This is a genomic window from Streptomyces bambusae, assembly GCF_019400985.1.
In the GTDB taxonomy this organism is placed as follows: Bacteria; Actinomycetota; Actinomycetes; order Streptomycetales; family Streptomycetaceae; genus Streptomyces; species Streptomyces bambusae_A.
Map to the genome: position 1 here is coordinate 1 of NZ_WTFF01000150.1, position 17,914 is coordinate 17,914.

The 17,914-nt window shown below is 74.3% G+C and carries 18 protein-coding genes; 6 read left to right on the plus strand and 12 right to left on the minus strand.

Annotation, left to right across the window (positions count from 1 at the left end):
• The 3 genes from GPJ59_RS20660 to GPJ59_RS20670 form a co-directional block, all read right to left on the minus strand.
• Nucleotides 1-1,255, minus strand: a 1,255-nt coding sequence (locus GPJ59_RS20660; RefSeq protein WP_258024681.1) for a serine/threonine-protein kinase, incomplete at its 3' end; no start/stop codon positions are given.
• Entirely contained in the window at nt 1,237-2,175 is a 939-nt protein-coding gene (locus GPJ59_RS20665; RefSeq protein WP_219668722.1) for an oxygenase MpaB family protein, read from the minus strand. The genes GPJ59_RS20665 and GPJ59_RS20660, both read right to left, overlap by 19 nt.
• Nucleotides 2,176-2,352: 177 nt before the next feature.
• The gene (locus GPJ59_RS20670; protein ID WP_219668709.1) at nt 2,353-2,964 is read right to left on the minus strand and encodes a histidine phosphatase family protein; all 612 of its coding nucleotides are present in this window, start codon (nt 2,962-2,964) and stop codon (nt 2,353-2,355) included.
• 353 nt (nt 2,965-3,317) lie between these two features.
• Here GPJ59_RS20670 and GPJ59_RS20675 point away from each other — a divergent pair, with 353 nt between their 5' ends.
• On the plus strand, nt 3,318-4,007 hold the full coding sequence (locus GPJ59_RS20675; RefSeq protein ID WP_219668710.1) for a DUF4389 domain-containing protein: 690 nt from the start codon (nt 3,318-3,320) through the stop codon (nt 4,005-4,007).
• Nucleotides 4,008-4,069: 62 nt separating this feature from the next.
• Here GPJ59_RS20675 and GPJ59_RS20680 read toward each other — a convergent pair whose 3' ends face one another.
• Nucleotides 4,070-4,642 carry a pyridoxamine 5'-phosphate oxidase family protein gene (locus GPJ59_RS20680; protein ID WP_308120394.1) on the minus strand — a complete coding sequence of 191 codons (573 nt, stop codon included), beginning with the start codon at nt 4,640-4,642 and terminating at the stop codon, nt 4,070-4,072.
• Between the two features lie 105 nt (nt 4,643-4,747).
• Nucleotides 4,748-5,071 (minus strand): STAS domain-containing protein, encoded by a 324-nt coding sequence (locus GPJ59_RS20685; RefSeq protein ID WP_219668711.1) that lies wholly within the window; start codon nt 5,069-5,071, stop codon nt 4,748-4,750.
• Nucleotides 5,072-5,405: 334 nt separating this feature from the next.
• Between GPJ59_RS20685 and GPJ59_RS20690 the strand changes: the two genes are divergently transcribed.
• The 3 genes from GPJ59_RS20690 (at nt 5,406) to GPJ59_RS20700 (ending at nt 7,663) form a co-directional block, all read left to right on the plus strand.
• Nucleotides 5,406-5,870, plus strand: a complete 465-nt coding sequence (locus GPJ59_RS20690; protein ID WP_219668712.1) for a Crp/Fnr family transcriptional regulator — start codon at nt 5,406-5,408, stop codon at nt 5,868-5,870.
• A gap of 88 nt (nt 5,871-5,958) precedes the next feature.
• Nucleotides 5,959-6,675 (plus strand): response regulator, encoded by a 717-nt coding sequence (locus GPJ59_RS20695; protein ID WP_219668713.1) that lies wholly within the window; start codon nt 5,959-5,961, stop codon nt 6,673-6,675.
• Nucleotides 6,676-6,751: 76 nt separating this feature from the next.
• Complete coding sequence (locus GPJ59_RS20700) at nt 6,752-7,663, plus strand: ADP-ribosylglycohydrolase family protein (RefSeq protein WP_219668714.1); 912 nt, start codon at nt 6,752-6,754, stop codon at nt 7,661-7,663.
• Between the two features lie 19 nt (nt 7,664-7,682).
• Here GPJ59_RS20700 and GPJ59_RS20705 read toward each other — a convergent pair whose 3' ends face one another.
• The 3 genes from GPJ59_RS20705 to GPJ59_RS20715 all read right to left on the minus strand — a co-directional run bounded on the left by GPJ59_RS20705 (nt 7,683) and on the right by GPJ59_RS20715 (nt 10,859).
• The gene (locus tag GPJ59_RS20705; protein WP_219668715.1) at nt 7,683-8,873 is read right to left on the minus strand and encodes an acyl-CoA dehydrogenase family protein; all 1,191 of its coding nucleotides are present in this window, start codon (nt 8,871-8,873) and stop codon (nt 7,683-7,685) included.
• Between the two features lie 163 nt (nt 8,874-9,036).
• Entirely contained in the window at nt 9,037-9,876 is an 840-nt protein-coding gene (locus GPJ59_RS20710) for a class II fructose-bisphosphate aldolase (RefSeq protein WP_219668716.1), read from the minus strand.
• A complete protein-coding gene (locus tag GPJ59_RS20715) occupies nt 9,873-10,859 on the minus strand; it encodes an SIS domain-containing protein (protein ID WP_219668717.1) in 987 nt (328 codons plus the stop codon). The genes GPJ59_RS20710 and GPJ59_RS20715 overlap by 4 nt, the downstream gene beginning before the upstream one ends.
• A 143-nt stretch (nt 10,860-11,002) precedes the next feature.
• Between GPJ59_RS20715 and GPJ59_RS20720 the strand changes: the two genes are divergently transcribed.
• On the plus strand, nt 11,003-11,785 hold the full coding sequence (locus tag GPJ59_RS20720) for a DeoR/GlpR family DNA-binding transcription regulator (RefSeq protein ID WP_219668724.1): 783 nt from the start codon (nt 11,003-11,005) through the stop codon (nt 11,783-11,785).
• 149 nt (nt 11,786-11,934) lie between these two features.
• On the opposite strand, the gene GPJ59_RS20725 is transcribed toward GPJ59_RS20720, so the two are convergent.
• From GPJ59_RS20725 to tdh, 3 genes are all read right to left on the minus strand, one after another.
• Entirely contained in the window at nt 11,935-12,849 is a 915-nt protein-coding gene (locus GPJ59_RS20725) for a LysR family transcriptional regulator (RefSeq protein ID WP_219668718.1), read from the minus strand.
• 12 nt (nt 12,850-12,861) lie between these two features.
• Nucleotides 12,862-14,070: a glycine C-acetyltransferase gene (locus GPJ59_RS20730; RefSeq protein ID WP_219668719.1), complete on the minus strand. Its 1,209-nt coding sequence runs from the start codon at nt 14,068-14,070 to the stop codon at nt 12,862-12,864.
• Between the two features lie 323 nt (nt 14,071-14,393).
• On the minus strand, nt 14,394-15,422 hold the full coding sequence (gene tdh / locus GPJ59_RS20735) for an L-threonine 3-dehydrogenase (protein WP_219668720.1): 1,029 nt from the start codon (nt 15,420-15,422) through the stop codon (nt 14,394-14,396).
• A 261-nt stretch (nt 15,423-15,683) separates the two neighbouring features.
• On the opposite strand from tdh, the gene GPJ59_RS20740 reads away from it, so the two are divergent.
• Complete coding sequence (locus GPJ59_RS20740) at nt 15,684-16,592, plus strand: alpha/beta hydrolase fold domain-containing protein (protein ID WP_308120395.1); 909 nt, start codon at nt 15,684-15,686, stop codon at nt 16,590-16,592.
• A 241-nt stretch (nt 16,593-16,833) separates the two neighbouring features.
• Here the strand turns inward: GPJ59_RS20740 and GPJ59_RS20745 are convergent, their stop codons facing one another.
• Nucleotides 16,834-17,571 (minus strand): class I SAM-dependent methyltransferase, encoded by a 738-nt coding sequence (locus GPJ59_RS20745; protein WP_219668721.1) that lies wholly within the window; start codon nt 17,569-17,571, stop codon nt 16,834-16,836.
• Nucleotides 17,572-17,914 lie beyond the last annotated feature (343 nt).

Here is a 17,914-nt window from a genome sequence, read left to right on the forward strand (position 1 = left end):
CGCCCGGGCCGGCCGGTCCGGGGACCCGTCCGGCGGCCGGCGCGGCGGTCCCGTCCGGCGCGGCGGTCCCGGGTGGCACGGCGGTTCCGGCCGACGTGGCGGAAACGGCCGGCAGCCGGACGCCGTAGGGCTGGGTGCGCGGGTCCAGGGCCGGGTCCGGTCGTACGACCGCGGAGGTGGGCGGGACGGGCGCGGGCCGCCAGGAGGAGGACGGGGACAAGGACGAGGACGAGGAGGGGGACGAGGACGTCCACGGCGCGGGCGCGGGCGTCCAGGAGCCGGTCAGCACCGCCCACGCGCCGCTGCCCGGCCGGGCCTCGGTGCCCGCCTTGCGGCCCGCGGTCATGCCGTGCGCCCAGGCGGGCAGGGGCGGCAGCACGGCCGGCACGGCGTACGGTCCCCGGCGGGCCGCGACCAGCCGGGCGTGCAGCGTACGGGCATCGGCCGGCCGGTCCTCGGGGCGCTTGGCCAGCAGGTCGAGGACCACCTGCTCGAAGTGGGCGGGCAGCTCGGGCCGGTGCTCGCGCAGCGGCACGGGCGCGGTGTCGCGGTGGCCGACCAGCACGGACCAGGAGTCGCCGTCGAAGGGCGGGGTACCGGTGGCGAGTTCGTACAGGACGCAGCCGAGGGAGTACAGGTCGCTGCTGTGGTCGACCTCGCCGCCCGCGATCTGCTCGGGCGACATGTAGTGCGGGGTCCCCATGGCGACGCCGCCGCCGGTGAGCTTGGACGTGAAGCCGATGTCGTGGGCGAGCCGGGCGATACCGAAGTCGCAGATCTTCACCGTGCCGTCGGTGAGCCGCATGATGTTCGCGGGCTTGAGGTCACGGTGGACCACGCCCTGCTGGTGGGTGTAGGCGAGGGCGGCGGCGACCTGTTCGGCGATGTCCACGAGGTCGTCAACCGGCAGGGGGCGGGTGCCGTTCTCCTCCAGCAGCTGGCTGAGGTTGCTGCCGTCGAGGAGCTCCATGACGAGGTAGAGCGGTCCGCCGGCGGCGCTGTCGTCGCCGAAGTCGTGGACGACGGTGACGCCGCGGTGCTGGAGGGAGGCCGCGACGCGGGCCTCCCGGCGGAAGCGCTCACGGAGGACCTGGGTGAAGTGGGCGTCCTGCTCCGGGCCGAGCGGTTTGAGGCATTTGACGGCGACCTGGCGGCCCAGCGACTCGTCCCGCGCCCGCCACACCTCGCCCATGCCACCGCGCCCGATCAGGTCGAGCGACCGGTACCGGCCATGGATCAGTCTGCTCTCCGCCATCTCGTGGTGCCGCCCCCGTCGTCGTGCTGTGCCCTCCCCGGCTCGTCCAGTATGGCCGCCCATCTGCGCAGTGTGTACGCCGACGGGCGGCTTGTGGGGCCCATGCGGCGCATCGCTCTCAAGATGTGACCTGGCGGGAGCTGCCAGCGCAGACCTGCGGGAACGGTGCGCAGCAGGCGCCCGGTGAGGCGCAGGCGCCGGGTGACGCTGCGTGGGGCGGGTGCGGCACGCCCGTACAGCCGGTGCGCGTAGCCCGGCAGCGATCCGTAGGCGAGGGCGGCCAGTGGCCGCCACAGCAGGTTTCGGCCAGGTACCAGGAGGGCGGGGACGGGCGGGCGGCGCAGGAAGTCGTCCACGGCGCGGGCGTCGGGGCCCGCCGCGAGGACCGGACGGATCCGCTCGAAGTACGCGGCGAGCTGGGCGGTGTCCGCGGGGACGCCGGCCGGGTCGAGGCCGACGAGGCGGGCGCTCACGCGGTTCTCGTCGACGTACCGGTCGGCCTGGGCGGGGGTGAGGGGGAAGCCGGAGCGGCGCAGTACGTGCAGGAACGAGTCGATCTGCGCGCAGTGCACCCACAGGAGCAGTTCGGGGTCGTCCACGGGGAAGCGGGCGCCGGTGGCCGGGTCGGTGGCGGACAGTGCGCGGTGGATCCGGCGGACGCGTGCGCCGGCGCGCTCGGCCGCCTCGGTGGTGCCGTAGGTGACGGTGCCGACGAAGTCGGCGGTGCGCAGGAGCCGGCCCCAGGCGTCGGCGCGGCCCTCCGTCCTGTCGAAGGCGGCGGAGTTCTCCATGACCCCGCGGACGGCGCGCGGATGGAGGGCCTGGAGGTAGAGGGCGCGGACGCCGGCGATCCACATGAGCGGGTCGCCGTGGCACTGCCAGGTCACGGACCGGGGTCCGTAGAGCCCCGGGTCGGGCATGTCCACGGCGGCGCCTCCCCCGTCGGTGGCCTGTGGTCGGTGGCCTGTGGTCGGTGGTCGGTGGTCGGTGGTCGGTGGTCGGTGGTCGGTGGTCCGTCTGGTTCTCGTGTCCTGCTGGATGTACCCGTACGGGGGCCGGGTACGCCTCGGGCCCCGCCCCGCGCAGGACCGTGGGCGTCAGGCCCGGCACTCGAGGTGGCCGAGGTCGTTCCAGCGCACCAGGGCCGGGTGCCCGTGGGACCAGCCGAGCACCGAGAGGGAGGCGGGGCCCAGGTCGAGGCGGCCGGCGAAGGAGACGTCCTCGCCCAGCCAGCGGGCGGCGACCGAGCGCATGAAGTGGGCGTGGCCGAACAGCAGGGCGTCGTGCCCGTCGGAGCGGGCCCAGGCCACGACCTCGTCGGCGCGGGCGGAGACCTGGCCGAGGGTCTCGCCGTCGGGTACGCCGTCGCGCCACAGGTCCCAGTCCGGGCGGTCCTGGAGGATCTGCGGGGTGGTCAGGCCCTCGTAGGCGCCGTAGTCGAACTCCCTGAGCGCGTCCCACGGCTCGGCCCGGTCCCCGAACCCGGCCAGCCGGCAGGTCTCGGCCGCGCGCGACAGCGGGCTGGTGCGGACGCGGGCGTCCGGCAGGCCGTCCCAGGGGGCGCGGCGCAGCCGCTCGCCGAGCGCGAGGGCGTTGCGGCGGCCGTCCTCCAGCAGCGGGATGTCGGTACGGCCGGTGTGCCGGCCGTTGCGGGCCCATTCGGTCTGGCCGTGGCGGGCGAGCAGGATGCGCGGTTCGGCGGCTGCCATACGGCTCACGCTACGGCCCGGTGCCGAGGTCCGCGACGGCGGCGGCCCGCCCGGCCGGCCGCCCGGCAACGGCACGGGCGGCCGGCCGAGGCCGGGCCGAGACGGTCCGGGCCGGGCGGGACAGGGCAGGGCGGTCAGGTCGGGGCAAGGCAGGGCGAGAAGAGCCCGCCCGCTTCTCGCGGAACCCGATTGTGCGGTGCACGGCTCGGGGCCGCTTCTCCGCATCCTCGAAATGGGCTCTTCCCGTCACTTCCATGGAAACACCACCGGCGCCGCTCCGCCAGGCCGCCGACCGGGGGCGAACCGATAATGAGATGAGGTGAACGGGGCGCCCCAAAGCTTGGGAGACAGCGATGAATCACCCGGACATCCCCTCGTACCACGACACCCCCTCGTACCCTCCGGTGCGCGTGACCGCCGAGCTCGACGCTCCGCTGTCCCGGTGGCTGTGGCTGGTGAAGTGGATCCTCGCGATCCCGCACTACATCGTGCTGGTCTTCCTGTGGATCGCCTTCTTCGTGATCAGCGTGATCGCGTTCTTCGCCATCCTCTTCACCGAGCGCTACCCGCGCGGCCTGTTCGACTTCAACGTCGGCGTGCTGCGCTGGTCGTGGCGCGTGACGTACTACGCGTACGGGGCCCTGGCCACCGACCGCTACCCGCCGTTCAGCCTCGGCCCTGCGCCGGACTACCCGGCCCGGCTCGACATCGCCTACCCCGAGCGCCTGTCGCGGGGGCTGGTGCTGGTGAAGTGGTGGCTGCTGGCCATCCCGCACTACCTCGTGCTCGGCTTCTTCAACGGCTCGGCCCGCTACGGCTACTACTACAGCATCGGCCTGATCACCCTGCTGGCCCTTTTCGGTGCGGTGGCGCTGGCCTTCACGGCGACGTACCCGCGGGGCCTGTTCGACCTGGTGGTGGGCCTGAACCGGTGGGTGCTCCGGGTCGCCGCGTACGCCGCCCTGATGACGGACGCCTACCCGCCCTTCCGCCTCGACCAGGGCGGCGAGGAGCCGGGGCCGCAGCACACCGGCCCACGCTGAACCTCCTCCGGATCGACGCCGCCCGGGGCACCGGGCCGCTTGCGCCCAGGCTCCCGCCGCCGCTAGGGATGCCGGTGGCCGGGACCCGGCGCCTCTGCCTGCGCGCCGTGGAGCGCCTCGGGCCGGGCGCCGTTCAGCGCCTCGGCCTGCGCACCGTGCAATACCTCGCGTTCGAGCAGGAAGCCGGTGACCAGGTCGGGCCGGATGCGTACGAGGTGCGGCGCGTCCAGCCGCACCCAGGGACGCAGTCGCGCCCCGAGCCTCGCCGCCTCGGCCTCGTCGGTCACCACGCTGGCGTATCCCGTGACCACCACGCTCCACCCCAGGTGGGTGGCCGGGTCGATCTCGTCGGCCTCGTACGCGACCACGATCCCGGGCCCGTCGGAGGGGGCGGCCAGCGCGGCGAGCGCGCCCCCGTCGTGGACCCGTACGAGGATGTCCTCCCCCTCCAGCACATGGTTGACGGGGCGGACCGCGGGCAGCGCGTGCCGGGTGAACACGATCCGCCCCAGGGAGACCGTGGCGAGCAGCCGCAGGGCCTCGGCCCGCTGCAGCGGGCGCATGCGCCGGGCGCCGACGCGGACCACGTCTTCGGGGGTGCCGGCCGTACGGTGTGCCGTGTCGTGTTCCATCATGCGCACCCCGGTTCGGAAATGGTCGGCTCGAATCGTTCTCCGATCAGAAGCCTCGCCCGGAGCGCTCGCCCACACCAGGGCCGAACGGTCCTCATACCCTCGCGGTCACGCCGACCGCCAGGACAGTTCCCGGTCGGCGCCCAGCACCCGTATCGACTTGACCAGCAGCAGGGGCACCCGGTCGAGCAGCAGGCGGGCCCCCGCCCGCACGCACCGGCGGTGCAGGCGGAGGAACAGCTCGATGCCCGCGCTGTCGCAGAAGGACAGTCCCGACAGGTCCAGGACCAGGTGCCCGCCGCCGTCGGCGAGCCGCGTGAGGCTGGGCTCGACGGCCGCAGCGGTGTGGATGTCCAGTTCCCCCACCACCGCCACCCCCGGCCCCAAGTCGTCCCGCGTGACCGTCCTGAGCGCGATCATCGTCCTGCTCATACGTCCTCCGTCCTCGGGCGCACCGCCGCCGGCGGGTCGCCGTCGCCCCACCCGTGACCCGGCGTGCCCACCCCACCAGCCGCGGCGGGACGCCGGAAGGTCCACAGGCCCCGCGTGGAAGGCCGAAGGTCCCGAATCGGCACGGGGAGGACGGCGGACAGGCGCACGGGACTGCCGGGCCGCCGGACTGCCGGCCTGCCCGGCCGCCGGGGATCACGAAGGGGCCGGGGATCACGGAGGGGCCGGTCGGACCGCGGAGAGGGCCACAGGACCCGTGCCAGGAGGGGGCGGGGCCGCGAAGACTGGAGGCGTACCCCGAGTCTGGAGGCCTTCCATGAGCACATCCTCCCGCACGCGTATCACCACGGCGCTGCCCGCCGACTGCCGTGACCGACTGATGGAGTCGGCCCGGGAGGTCAACTTCGCCGAGGGTACGCGGCTCTTCCGCGAGGGCGGGCACGCCGACCGGTTCTGGATCGTCCGGTCCGGCACCGTGACCCTCGACGTCCACGTGCCCGGTCGGCGCGCGGCCGTCATCGAAAGCCTCGGGGCCGGGCAACTGGTCGGCTGCTCGTGGCTGTTCGAGCCGCACGTCTGGCGGCTGGGCGCCGAGGCCATGACCCCCGTGCGCGCGTACGAGTTCGACGCGGCGCACGTACGGATGCTGATGGACGCCGACGTCCGTTTCGGCTCGGCCGTCGGGCACTGGGTCGGGCAGGTCCTCGCCCACCGGCTCCAGGCGGCCCGGATCCGGCTGCTCGACCTGTACGCGCCGTACGGCAGCGGCAGCTACCTGTGACCACTCGGCCGGGGAAGGAGGTGCGTCGCGTGCCCGCCTGAGACAATCCGGGTGGAAGCGCACAACACGGACCGAACCTGAGGCGGTCATGTCCGAAGATCCGCATACCTCCGCCACCTCCGCCACCTCCGCCGCCTCCGCGGAGGCGCCGATCAAGGTGTTCCTCCTCGACGACCACGAAGTGGTGCGGCGCGGGCTGCGGGACCTCCTCGACGCCGAACCCGACATGACCGTGGTGGGCGAGGCGGGCACGGCCGGGCAGGCGCTGGCCCGCGGGCCGGCGCTGCGCCCCGACGTCGCCGTGCTCGACGTACGGCTGCCCGACGGCGACGGGATCAGCGTCTGCCGCGAGCTCCGGTCGCGCATGCCGGGGCTGGCCTGCCTGATGCTCACGTCGTTCGACGACGAGGACGCCCTACTGGACGCGATCATGGCGGGCGCCGCCGGCTACGTACTGAAGCAGATCAAGGGCTCCGACCTGGTCTCCGCCGTACGGACGGTCGCCACCGGCCAGTCCATGCTGGACCCGGCCACGACCGCCCGCCTCATGCACACCCTGCGCGACCCGGCAACGGCCGGGCAACCGGCGGACGCCCGCCTGGCGGCGCTGTCGGAGCGGGAGCGGGCCGTCCTGGAACTGATCGGCGAGGGCCTCACCAACCGCCAGATCGCCAAGCGGCTCTACCTGTCCGAGAAGACCGTGAAGAACCACATCTCACGACTCCTGGGCAAGCTCGGCGTCGAACGCCGCGTCCAGGCAGCCGTCATCGCCGCACAGGTCCACGACGACAGCGACCACGGCTAGGCCTGTCGTCCGAACGCGCCGGCGGAGGGGCGAAATCGGGGTGCCGGGGGCGCTGTCGCCTTGTGATACTGCTGCGATGGTTAACCTGCCTGCCGCCGTGCTGGATTCGCTGTCCGGACTCGCCTTCGGTGATGCCTTCGGCGATCGCTGGTTCGGCATCCTGCGCCGCGAGGGCCCGGCGGCCTTGGAGGCACGGATCCTGCCCCCGGAGCCGCTGTGGCGGTGGAGCGACGACACCGCCCAGGCGCTCGTCCTCGTCCGGGAACTCGCCGAGGGTGGCGGCACCGTCGACCGGGACCGCCTCGCCCTGCGCCTCGCCGAGGCCTACGCCGACGACACCCACCGCGGCTACGGCGCCTCGATGCACGACGTGCTCCGCCGGATCGGCGCGGGCGAGCCCTGGCGGGAGGTGGTGGCCGAACAGTTCGACGGCCAGGGCTCCTGGGGCAACGGCGCGGCCATGCGCGTCGCCCCGCTCGGCGCCTGGCACGCCGCCGACCTCGACGCCGTCGCCGAGCAGGCCGCCGCGCAGAGCACGGTCTCGCACCACCACCCGGAGGCGGCCGCCGGAGCGGTGGCGGTGGCCCTCGCCGCGGCGCTGGCAGCGCGCAGTCGGGGCGGCCCCGCGCCGGCACGTCCGGACTTCCTCCAGGAGGTCGCCGCACGCCTGCCCGACAGCGACGTCCGGTCGGGAGTGCGGATCGCGGCCCGGATGCCGGCGCACACCTCGGTCCGGCACGCCGCGGAGGTCCTGGGATCCGGCTACCGGATGTCCGGGCCCGACACCGTCCCCTACGCCCTCTGGTGCGCGGCGGGACACCTCGACGACCTGTGCGAGGGCCTGTGGTCCACCGTGGCGGGGCGCGGGGACATCGACACGACCTGCGCCGTCGTGGGCGGGGTGATCGCCGCCCGCACGGGCGTCGCGGCACTCCCGCCCGCCTGGCACGCAGCCCGTGAACCGCTGCCCCCGGTCGGTTCGCGGTGAGAGCTCCCTTGCCGGCCGGTCAGCGGCGGACGCGGGGCATGCCCAGGCCGATCCAGGAGATGATCTCGCGCTGGATCTCGTTGTTGCCGCCGCCGAAGGTGAAGATGACGGCGCTGCGGTAGCCGCGTTCGAGTTCGCCGTGCAGGACCGCGCCCGCCGAGCCGTCCTTGAGGGCGCCGGCCGCGGCCACGACCTCCATCAGCCAGGCGTAGGCGTCGCGGCGGGCCTCGGAGCCGTAGACCTTGACGGCCGAGGCGTCCTGGGGGGTGAGCGTGCCGCGTTCGACGGCGTTCACCATCTGCCAGTTGAGCAGTTTCATGGCGTCGAGGCGGGTGTGGACGCGGGCGAGGCGGCCGCGGACCCAGCCGAGGTCGATGACGCGGCGGCCGTCGGCGAGCTTGGTGTCCGCGGCCCAGCGCTGGACGTCGTGGAGGGCGCGGACGGCCATGGTGCCGTGGGCGGCGAGGGTGACGCGCTCGTGGTTGAGCTGGTTGGTGATCAGGCGCCAGCCCTGGTTCTCCCGGCCGACCCGGCGGGAGGCCGGGACGCGGATGTCCTCGTAGTAGCTGGCGGTGGTGTCGTGCGAGGCGAGGGTGTTGATGAGGGTGCAGGAGTAGCCGGGGTCGGTGGTCGGTACGAGGAGCATGGTGATGCCCTTGTGGGCGGGCGCGTCCGGGTCGGTGCGGACGGCCAGCCAGACCCAGTCGGCGGTGTCGCCGTTGGTGGTCCAGATCTTCTGGCCGTTCACCACGTAGGTGCCGCTCTCCTCGTCGCCCTCGCGGACGGCCCGGCACTTGAGGGCGGCGAGGTCGGTGCCGGCGTCGGGCTCGCTGTAGCCGATGGCGAAGTCGATCTCGCCGGAGAGGATGCGGGGCAGGAAGTACGCCTTCTGCTCGTCGGTGCCGAACTGCATGAGGGTCGGCCCTACGGTGTTGAGGGCCATCAGCGGCAGCGGGACCACGGCCTGTGCGGCCTCGTCGAAGAAGATGAACTGGTCCATGGCGGTCATCCCGCGGCCGCCGTACTCCGTGGGCCAGCCGACGCCGAGCCAGCCGTCGGCGCCGAGCCGGCGGACGGTCTCCCGGTAGAAGCGCTTCTGGGCGGCGGGGTCCTCGTAGCGGTCGTGTCCGTCGGCGGGTACCAGCTCGGCGAAGTAGGCGCGCAGTTCGGCGCGCAACTGCTGTTGCTCAGGCGTGTATTCGAGGTGCACGGCCCCTCCGGGTGCTCTGGCGTCGTCCGTCGCTGGCGGCGGTCAGGTTAGAACCTGTTCCAGGAATTCGGAAGGGCTGCCGTCGCGCGGACGGCGGTCGTGCCGGGGGGCCGCGCGCCTCACGGACGCGCCGTACGGGTCGCGCCGTACGGGTCGCGGCCCCTTACGGGTTCAGGGCGCCGATCATGTCCTTGGCCGTCGCCGTCATGGCGGTGCGGGCCGCCGTCAGGTAGGGGCGGGGGTCCGCCGGGGTCAGGTGCGTGCGGATGGCCTCGGTCATCGCCACGTTCAGGGCGGTGCCGATGTTGACCTTGCGGATGCCGCCCGCGACGGCGGCCGCGAGTTCGGCGTCCGGCAGGCCGGAGGAGCCGTGCAGGACGAGCGGCACGTCGACGTTCTTGGCGAGCCGGGCCAGCAGGGCGTGGTCCAGGGAGGCGGTGCGGGTGGTCATGGCGTGGGTGCTGCCGACGGCCACGGCGAGCGCGTCCACCCCGGAGTCGGTGACGAAGCGACGCGCCTCGTCGGGGTCGGTGCGGGCTCCGGGGGCGTGCGGGTCCGGCGGTGCGTCACCGTTCTTGCCGCCGACCTCGCCCAGTTCGGCCTCGATCCACAGCCCGTTGGCGTGTGCCCAGTCGGCGGCGGAGCGGGTGGCCTCCAGGTTCTCGGCGTACGGCAGGTGCGCGGCGTCGTACATCACCGAGCCGAAGCCCGCGTCGGCGGCCAGGCGCAGCAGGTCGGGGTTCTTGACGTGGTCCAGGTGCAGCGCGACCGGTACCGCGGCCGCCTCGGCGCAGGCGAGGGCGGCGCGCGCGATGGGCAGGAGCCGGCCGCCCCGGAACTTCACGGCGTTCTCGCTGAGTTGGAGGACGACGGGGGCGCCGGCCTGTTCGGCGCCGGCGACGACGGCCTCGGCGTGCTCCAGCGTGATGATGTTGAAGGCGGCGACGGCGCGGCCCGCGCGCGCGGCGGCCAGGACGAGGGTGCCGGTGCGGGCGAGGGTCATCGGACGGCCTCCTCGCCGGCGGTGAGGATCACCGAACGGGTCAGGTGGCGGGGCCGGTCCGGGTCGAGCTGCTGCTGGGCCGCGACGGCGACGGCGAGGCGGTGGACGCGGACCAGCTCGGCCAGCGGGTCGAGCCGCCCGGCCACCCACTGGGCACCGGTCTGCCGCACCTGCTCCGCCAGGCCCTCGGGGGCCTCGCCGAAGGCCCACGTGGCGGTGCCGGGCCCGGAGACGCTGATGGGGCCGTGCCGGTACTCCATCGCCGGGTAGGACTCCGACCAGGACAGCGAGGCCTCGCGCATCTTGAGCGCGGCCTCGTGGGCGAGGCCGACGCTCCAGCCGCGGCCGAGGAAGGTGAACTGCCCGCAGCTCTCCAGGCCCGCGGGCAGCGGTTCGGCGAGCGCGGTGTGCCCGTCGGCGACGACGTCGGGGGTGTGCCGGCCGACGTGGGCGCGCAGCAGGGTGAGGGCGGTGGTGGCGAACCGGGTCTGCACGACGGAGTGTTCGTCGGCGAAGTCCAGTACGACGACGTCGTCGGCGAGGCTGACGGCAGGGGTGTCGGGGTCGCCGACGACGACGGTGGTGCGGGTGCGGGTGTCGGTGCCGGCATCCGTGCCTGTGCCGGTGCCGGTACTGATGCCGCTGCCGGTACGGGTGCGGGTGCCGGTCGCGGCGCCGCTGTCGCGCAGTGCGGCCAGCAGGTCGAGGACCTCGGTGGTGGTTCCGGAGCGGGTGAGGGCGACGACCCGGTCGTAGCGGCGCCCCGCCGGGAACTCCGAGGCGGCGAACGCGTCGGTCTCGCCGTGCCCGGCCTCCTCGCGCAGGGCGGCGGCGGCCTGTGCCATGTAGTACGAGGTGCCGCAGCCCACGAAGGCGGTCCGCTCCCCCGGCCGCGGGAGCCCGTCGCGCCGGGCGGGGGCGAGTTCCGCGGCCCGTTCCCAGCAGGCGGGTTGTGTGCTCAGCTCGTACGCGACATGGCTCATACCGGCTCCCTGCACATCGGGTGCGTTTTGCTGCAAAGTATCGGGCTGTTTCACGCAACTTCAAGCATGTGCAGGGTGATCGGCTGGGTTAGTGTCGTCGTTGCGACCATACGTACGAGTGGGGAGGGGCCGGACCGATGTCGCTGTCGCGGGAGGCACGGTGGCAGGCGCTGCTGGCCCTGCTGGTGGAGCGGGGGCGGCTGGAGGTCGATCCGGCCGCGGCGGAGCTCGGCGTGTCGGCCGCCACCATCCGCCGGGACCTGGACCAACTGGCCGAGCAGCAGATGCTGGTGCGTACGCGGGGCGGGGCGGTGCTGCACGGGGTGAGTTACGAACTCCCGCTGCGCTACCGGACGTCGCGCCGGGCGGCCGAGAAGCGCAGGATCAGCGAGGCGGTGGCCGAGCTGGTCGATCCCGGCGAGGTGATCGGCCTGACCGGCGGGACGACGACCACGGAGGTGGCGCGGGCCCTGGCGGGCCGCGCGGACCTGGCCGAGCTGGCGCCGCCGGCGCTGACGGTCGTGACGAACGCGCTGAACATCGCGGGTGAGTTGGCGGTCCGGCCGCAGTTCAAGATCGTGCTGACCGGCGGGGTCGCCCGGCCGCAGTCCTTCGAACTGACCGGGCCGCTGGCCCGGAGCGTCCTCGACCAGATCATGGTGGACACGGCGGTGCTCGGGGTGGACGGCTTCGACGTGGCGGACGGCGCGGCCACCCGCCACGAGGACGAGGCGGCGGTCAACCGGCTGCTGTGCGAACGGGCCCGCCGGGTGGTCGTCGCGACGGACTCCAGCAAGCTCGGGGTGCGGGCCTTCGCCCGGATCTGCGGCACGTCGGCCGTCGACGTCCTGGTGACGGACGCGGGCCTGCCGGACGCCGGCGCCCGCGCCTTCGAGGCGGCGGGGGTCGAGGTCGTGCGCGTCTGAGCACAGCGCGGCGCAGGCGCAGGCGCAGGCGCAGCCCGGCCGTGGCGCGGACGCAAGCCCGGCCGTGGTGGGACGCAAACCGACCGGGGTGGGACGCAAGCCCGGCCGTGGCGCGGACGCAAGCCCGGCCGTGGCGCGGGTCGTGGCCGTCAGTCGGTCGGGAGGTGTTCCGCAGCTGCGCGCAGGGCCGCGAGGACGGGGGCGATCAGGGGGTGGGACTCCGCGCCCCGGCGGGTGGCCGCGAAGACGCGGCGCGTCGCCGACGCCCCCGTGACCGGCCGGACCTGGACCTCCTTGAGCTCCATGCCGCGCAGGGCGGAACGGGGCACCAGAGCGACCCCCGCCCCCGCGCCGGCCAGGGCCACGACGGCGCGGAAGTCGTCCGAGGAGTGCACGAAGCGCGGCTGGAAGCCGGCCAGTTCGCAGGCGAGCAGGGTCACGTCGTGGCACGGGTTACCGGGGTACTGGCCGATCCACTCGCTGTCCGCCAGCGCGGCGAGCGACACCTCGGGCAGCTCGGCCAGCGGGTGCCCGACGGGCAGGACCGCGTCGAAGGGCTCGGCGTAGAGCGGCAGGACCGACAGTCGGGCGTCGTCCGCCCCCGGGCCCCCGCGGTACTCGACGGCCAGGGCCACGTCGGCCTCGCCGTCGAGCAGCATCGGCAGGCTCTCGTCGCCCTCGGCGTCCCGCACCCGCAGCCGCAGCCCCGGGTGGTCCCGCGCGAGCCGGCCGATGGCCGGGGCGAGGACCTCGGCGATGCCGGTGGCGAAGGCGGCGACGGTGACCTCGCCCGCCGTGCCGCCCGCGTACGCCGCCAGCTCCGCCTCCGCGCGCTCCAACTGGGCCAGCACCTCGTGGGCGTGGCCGAGCAGGATCTCACCGGCCGCGGTGAGCCGTACGCCCCGGCCGCTGCGGGACAGCAGCACGTGCCCGGTCTCCTGCTCCAGCGCGGCGAGCTGCTGGGAGACGGCGGACGGGGTGAGGTACAGAGCTGCGGCCGCGGCGGTCACCGTACGGTGGTCCGCCACGGCCCGCAGGATGCGCAGCCGGCGGGGGTCGATCACCCCGCCATTGTCTCAGGCCGCGGAGGCGTCCAGGGCGGCGCGGGCGTCCACGAAGGCCGCCACGGCACGCTCGACGTCGGCCGTCGAGTGGGCGGCCGAGAGCTGGACGCGGATGCGTGCCTGGCCCATGGGGACCACCGGGTAGGAGAAGCCGATCACGTAGACCCCGCGCTCCAGCAGCAGCTCCGCCATCCGGGCCGCCTTCGCCGCGTCACCGATCATGACCGGGGCGATGGCGTGGTCGCCGGGCAGGATCTCGAAGCCGGCCTCGGCCATCTTCGTGCGGAAGAGGGCGGTGTTGGCGGCGAGGCGCTCGCGCAGGTCGCCCGCCGACTCCAGGAGGTCGAGGACCTTCAGGGAGGCGGCCGCGATGACCGGGGCGAGGGAGTTGGAGAAGAGGTACGGGCGCGAGCGCTGGCGCAGCAGCTCGACGATCTCGGCACGGGCGGCGACGTAGCCGCCGGAGGCGCCGCCGAGGGCCTTGCCCAGGGTGCCGGTGATGATGTCGACGCGGTCCATGACCCCGTGCAGCTCCGGGGTGCCGCGGCCGCCGGGGCCGACGAAGCCGACGGCGTGGGAGTCGTCGACCATGACCATCGCGTCGTAGCGGTCGGCGAGGTCGCAGATCTCCCGGAGCGGGGCGACGTAGCCGTCCATGGAGAAGACGCCGTCGGTGACGATGAGCTTGCGGCGGGCGCCGCCCTCGACGGCCTCCTTGAGCCGGGCCTCCAGCTCCGCCATGTCGCGGTTGGCGTAGCGGAAGCGGCGGGCCTTGGACAGGCGGATGCCGTCGATGATCGAGGCGTGGTTGAGAGCGTCGGAGATCACCGCGTCCTCGGCGCCGAGCAGGGTCTCGAAGACGCCGCCGTTGGCGTCGAAGCAGGAGGAGTACAGGATCGTGTCCTCCTGGCCGAGGAAGGAGGACAGGCGCGCCTCCAGCTCCTTGTGGACCTCCTGCGTACCGCAGATGAAGCGGACGGAGGCCATGCCGTAGCCCCAGCGGTCCAGCGCGTCCTTGGCGGCGGCGACGACCTCGGGGTGGTCGGCCAGGCCCAGGTAGTTGTTGGCGCAGAAGTTGAGCACCTCGCCGGGGGTGCCGCCGGCGGTGACGGCCACGGCCGCGCTCTGCGGGGTGCCGATGACGCGCTCGGGCTTGTGCAGTCCGGCGGCGCGGATCTCGTCGAGGGTGGTGCGCAGGTCGTCGCGTACGGACTCGAACATGGGCTTCGCTTTCTCCTTGTGCGGCGGAGGTGCAGGAGGGGTGCAGAGGTAGGGAGGGGCCGGGCCCCGCGGAGGGGGAGAGTTGAACGGGGCCCGGCCGGGGAGGGTGGTTCGTGGGCGGCACGCCTGCCGGCGCGTCGGGCCTGTGCCCGTGCCCGTGCCCGTGCCCGACGGGAGCGTCGCACCGCACGGCCGGGACCGTGCGGGGACGCCCTGCGGCGGACGCGTGCGGCGGGTCGCACCGTACGGAGCGACCACGCCGTAGGGAGCGACCGAACCGTACGGAGGATCACGCCGTCGACGGGATCACGCCGGTCTGCCGGTCACGCCGTCCAGTCCAGGATGATCTTTCCACTGCGGGCGGTGGACGCCTCGTCGAAGGCGGCCTCGAAGTCGCGGTGCGAGTAGCGGCCGGTGATCACCGGGGTGAGGTCGAGGCCGCCCTCCAGCAGCACCGTCATCGCGTACCAGGTCTCGAACATCTCACGGCCGTAGATGCCCTTGATCGTGATCATCGAGGTGACGACCTTCGCCCAGTCGACGGGGAACTCGTCGGCCGGCAGGCCCAGCATCGCGATCTTGCCGCCGTGCGTCATGTTGGCGATCATGTCGCGCATCGCCTCGGGGCGGCCGGACATCTCCAGGCCGACGTCGAAGCCCTCGCGCAGGCCGAGCCTCGCCTGGGCGTCGGCGATCGTGGCCTCCCGGACGTCCAGGGCGAGCGTGGCGCCGGCCTTGCGGGCCAGCTCCAGGCGCTCGGGGCTGACGTCGGTGATGACGACGTTGCGCGCACCGGCGTGCCGGGCCACGGCCGCCGCCATGATGCCGATCGGGCCGGCGCCGGTGATCAGCACGTCCTCGCCGACCAGGGGGAAGGACAGGGCGGTGTGCACGGCGTTGCCGAACGGGTCGAAGATCGCGGCGACGTCCAGGTCCACCTCGGTGCGGTGCACCCACACGTTCTGGGCGGGCAGGACCACGTACTCGGCGAACGCGCCGTCCCGGCCGACGCCCAGCCCGACGGTGCTGCGGCACAGGTGGCGGCGGCCGGCCAGGCAGTTGCGGCACTTGCCGCACACCAGGTGGCCCTCGCCGCTGACCAGGGCGCCCACCTCGATGTCGTGGACGTCCCCGCCGACCGCCGCGACCTCGCCGACGAACTCGTGGCCGAGCACCAGCGGGGTCTTGACCGCGCCCTGCGCCCAGCCGTCCCAGGCCCGGATGTGCAGGTCGGTGCCGCAGATCCCGGTGCGCAGCACCTTGATCAGCACCTCGCCGGGACCGTACTCGGGCTCCGGCACGTCCATGAGCCACAGTCCGGGCTCGGCCTTGTGCTTGACGAGTGCCTTCATGGGGTGGCTCCAGGCATGCGGAGGGGGCGCCGCGACCAGGGGTGCACGTGCGGCGTCTCGGACGGGGACCAATCTGCCGAGAGCGGAGGTGATCAGTCCATCGAGGATTTCTTAAGCGGGTCGACAGCGCAGCTTCACGCCTATGCTCCTCACGTGCACCGGAACGACGGCCGGGGCATGGATCGAGCCGGGGCGACGGGTCCGGGTCAGCGGTCCAGGGAAAGGGGCCTGGGGGACGGGCCGGGGAGGGAGGTGGCGCTCGTGCCGAGTCTGCGCAGTCGAGCGCTGTCGGCCGCGCTGATCGCGTCGGGCCGGCGAAGACGCTTCGCCAGTGCCGAGGCGGTGCGGGACCGGGTGGCGCATACGACGCGCCGGCCGGAGTCGCACCTGCCGCCGCGCGCGCTGGGCAGGGTCGCCGAGGTCTCGCGCACCTTCGTAGGGGCGTGGCCGGTCTACGACGCACAGCCGCGCGGGGCGGAGCCGGCGGCGCGGGTGCTGTACGTGCACGGCGGCATCTACATCAACGAGCTGGTCCGCCAGCACTGGTCCCTGGTGCGGACCCTGGTGACCGAGGCGCGGGCGCACTGTGTGGTCCCCGCGTACGTCCTGGCCCCGCGCGGCACCGCCGACCGCACGGTGCCGGTCGCCGCCGACCTGCTGAGCGGGCTGATCGCCGGCGGCGGGGACGTCGGCACCGTGCTGATCGGCGACTCGGCGGGCGCCGGGCTGGCCCTGGCGGCCGCGCAGCGGCTGCGGGATCGGACGGGGGCCGCGCCCTCGCGCATCGTGCTGATCTCGCCCTGGCTGGACGTCAGCATGAGCCACCCGGACCAGGCGGCGATCGAGGCGGCCGACCCGATGCTGGGGCGCCCGGGGCTGGCGGAGGCCGGCCGGCTGTACGCGGGCACGCTGGACGTGGACGACCCGCGGGTGAGCCCGCTGCACGGCTCGTTCGCCGGGCTCCCGCCGATCTCGGTGTTCACGGGCACCCGGGACGTGCTGACCACCGACAGCCGGGAACTGCTGCGCAGGGCCCGGGCGGACGGGGTCGAGGTCGACTACCACGAGGAGCCGGGGCTGCCGCACGTGTACCCCCTGCTGCCGGTCCCGGAGGGGCGGGCGGCACGGGACCGGATCGTGGAGATCGTGAGGCGGGCGGGGGCGGAATGACGGCGCCGGCGGAGGGACTCTCGCGGCGCGACGGACCCGGGCGGCCTCACGGGCCCAGGCGGCCGCCGGCGCCGCTGCACGGGCCCGACCGGCCGGCACCGGCATGCCGGCCGGCACCGGCACGCCGGGCCCTCACAGCCGGCCCGGCCCGCACGCCTCGCACAGTCCGCACGCCCCACACAGTCCGCCCGGCTCGCACAGCCCACCCGGCTCGGAAGGCCGTTCCGGGCCGGCCACGCCCTCACGCCACGCACGTCATCAAGGAGCTGACCGGGGAGCTGCGGTAGGCGGCCCAGTACGCCTCGTCCCGGGTCGCGCAGGGCGGCGGGGTCCGGGTCGGGTGCCAGCTGATCGCCGTGAAGCCCGCGTCGACCGCGGCCTCCCCGAACTCGGCGTGCGGCCATTCCCGGAACTCGAACGGCAGCGGCGGATCGGTCAGGAACAGCGCCCGCAGCAGCGGTGCGTCCGCGTCCTGCTCGCGGACCCGGTCGACGATCCGGACCCCGAACGGCGACCAGTCCACGTGTGGGAAGGCCCCCGGGTTCGGTACGACGGCCAGCAGCCGGGCGCCGGGACGCATATTGTCCCGGATACCCGTGAACATGGCGTGCAGGGCGGTCCGGTCCGGCGCGTGGTTGAACAGGTACACCGCGGTGACCAGGTCGAACGGCCCGAGCCGGGGCAGCGCGGCCGCGTCCGCGACGACGTACTCGATGCCTTCGGCGCCCTCGGGATGCGTCCGCGCCAGCCTGATCGTCTCCGCCGAGACGTCCACGCCCACGGTGCGCCGCGCCCCGGCCCGCGCCAGGAGCCGGGTGGTGTGGCCGTATCCGCAGGCGAGGTCCAGGGTGTCGAGCCCCTTGACCCCGCCGAGCGCGTCCAGCGCGCCCACGAGGGTGTGGGTGTCGGCCGCCGAGAAGCCCGCCGCGCCCGTGGACTCCTCGAAGCGCGCGCCGATGGTGTCGTACTGCTGCAGCATGCTCCACAGCCTCCCCCGGCGGGGGCCGTCCACGGGCCCGGGTGCGGACCGGTCCCCCGGACGAGGGACGGCCACGGGACGCGTTCGGGCCAGTGCGTACGGCGTACGGCGCACGTGCGATCCCCTGCGGGGCGGCGGCGACCGGGCGGGGCAGGTGCCGTACTACGGCGCCAGGCCGGCGCCGACCGGCGGGCGGGGTGGGCGCCGCAAGCCGGGCCGGGCAAGGCACGCGCCGACCGGCGAACAGGGCCAGCACCCCAAGCCGAACCGGGCAAGGCACGCGCCGACCGGCGAACAGGGCCAGCACCCCAAGCCGAACCGGGCAAGGCACGCGCCGACCGGC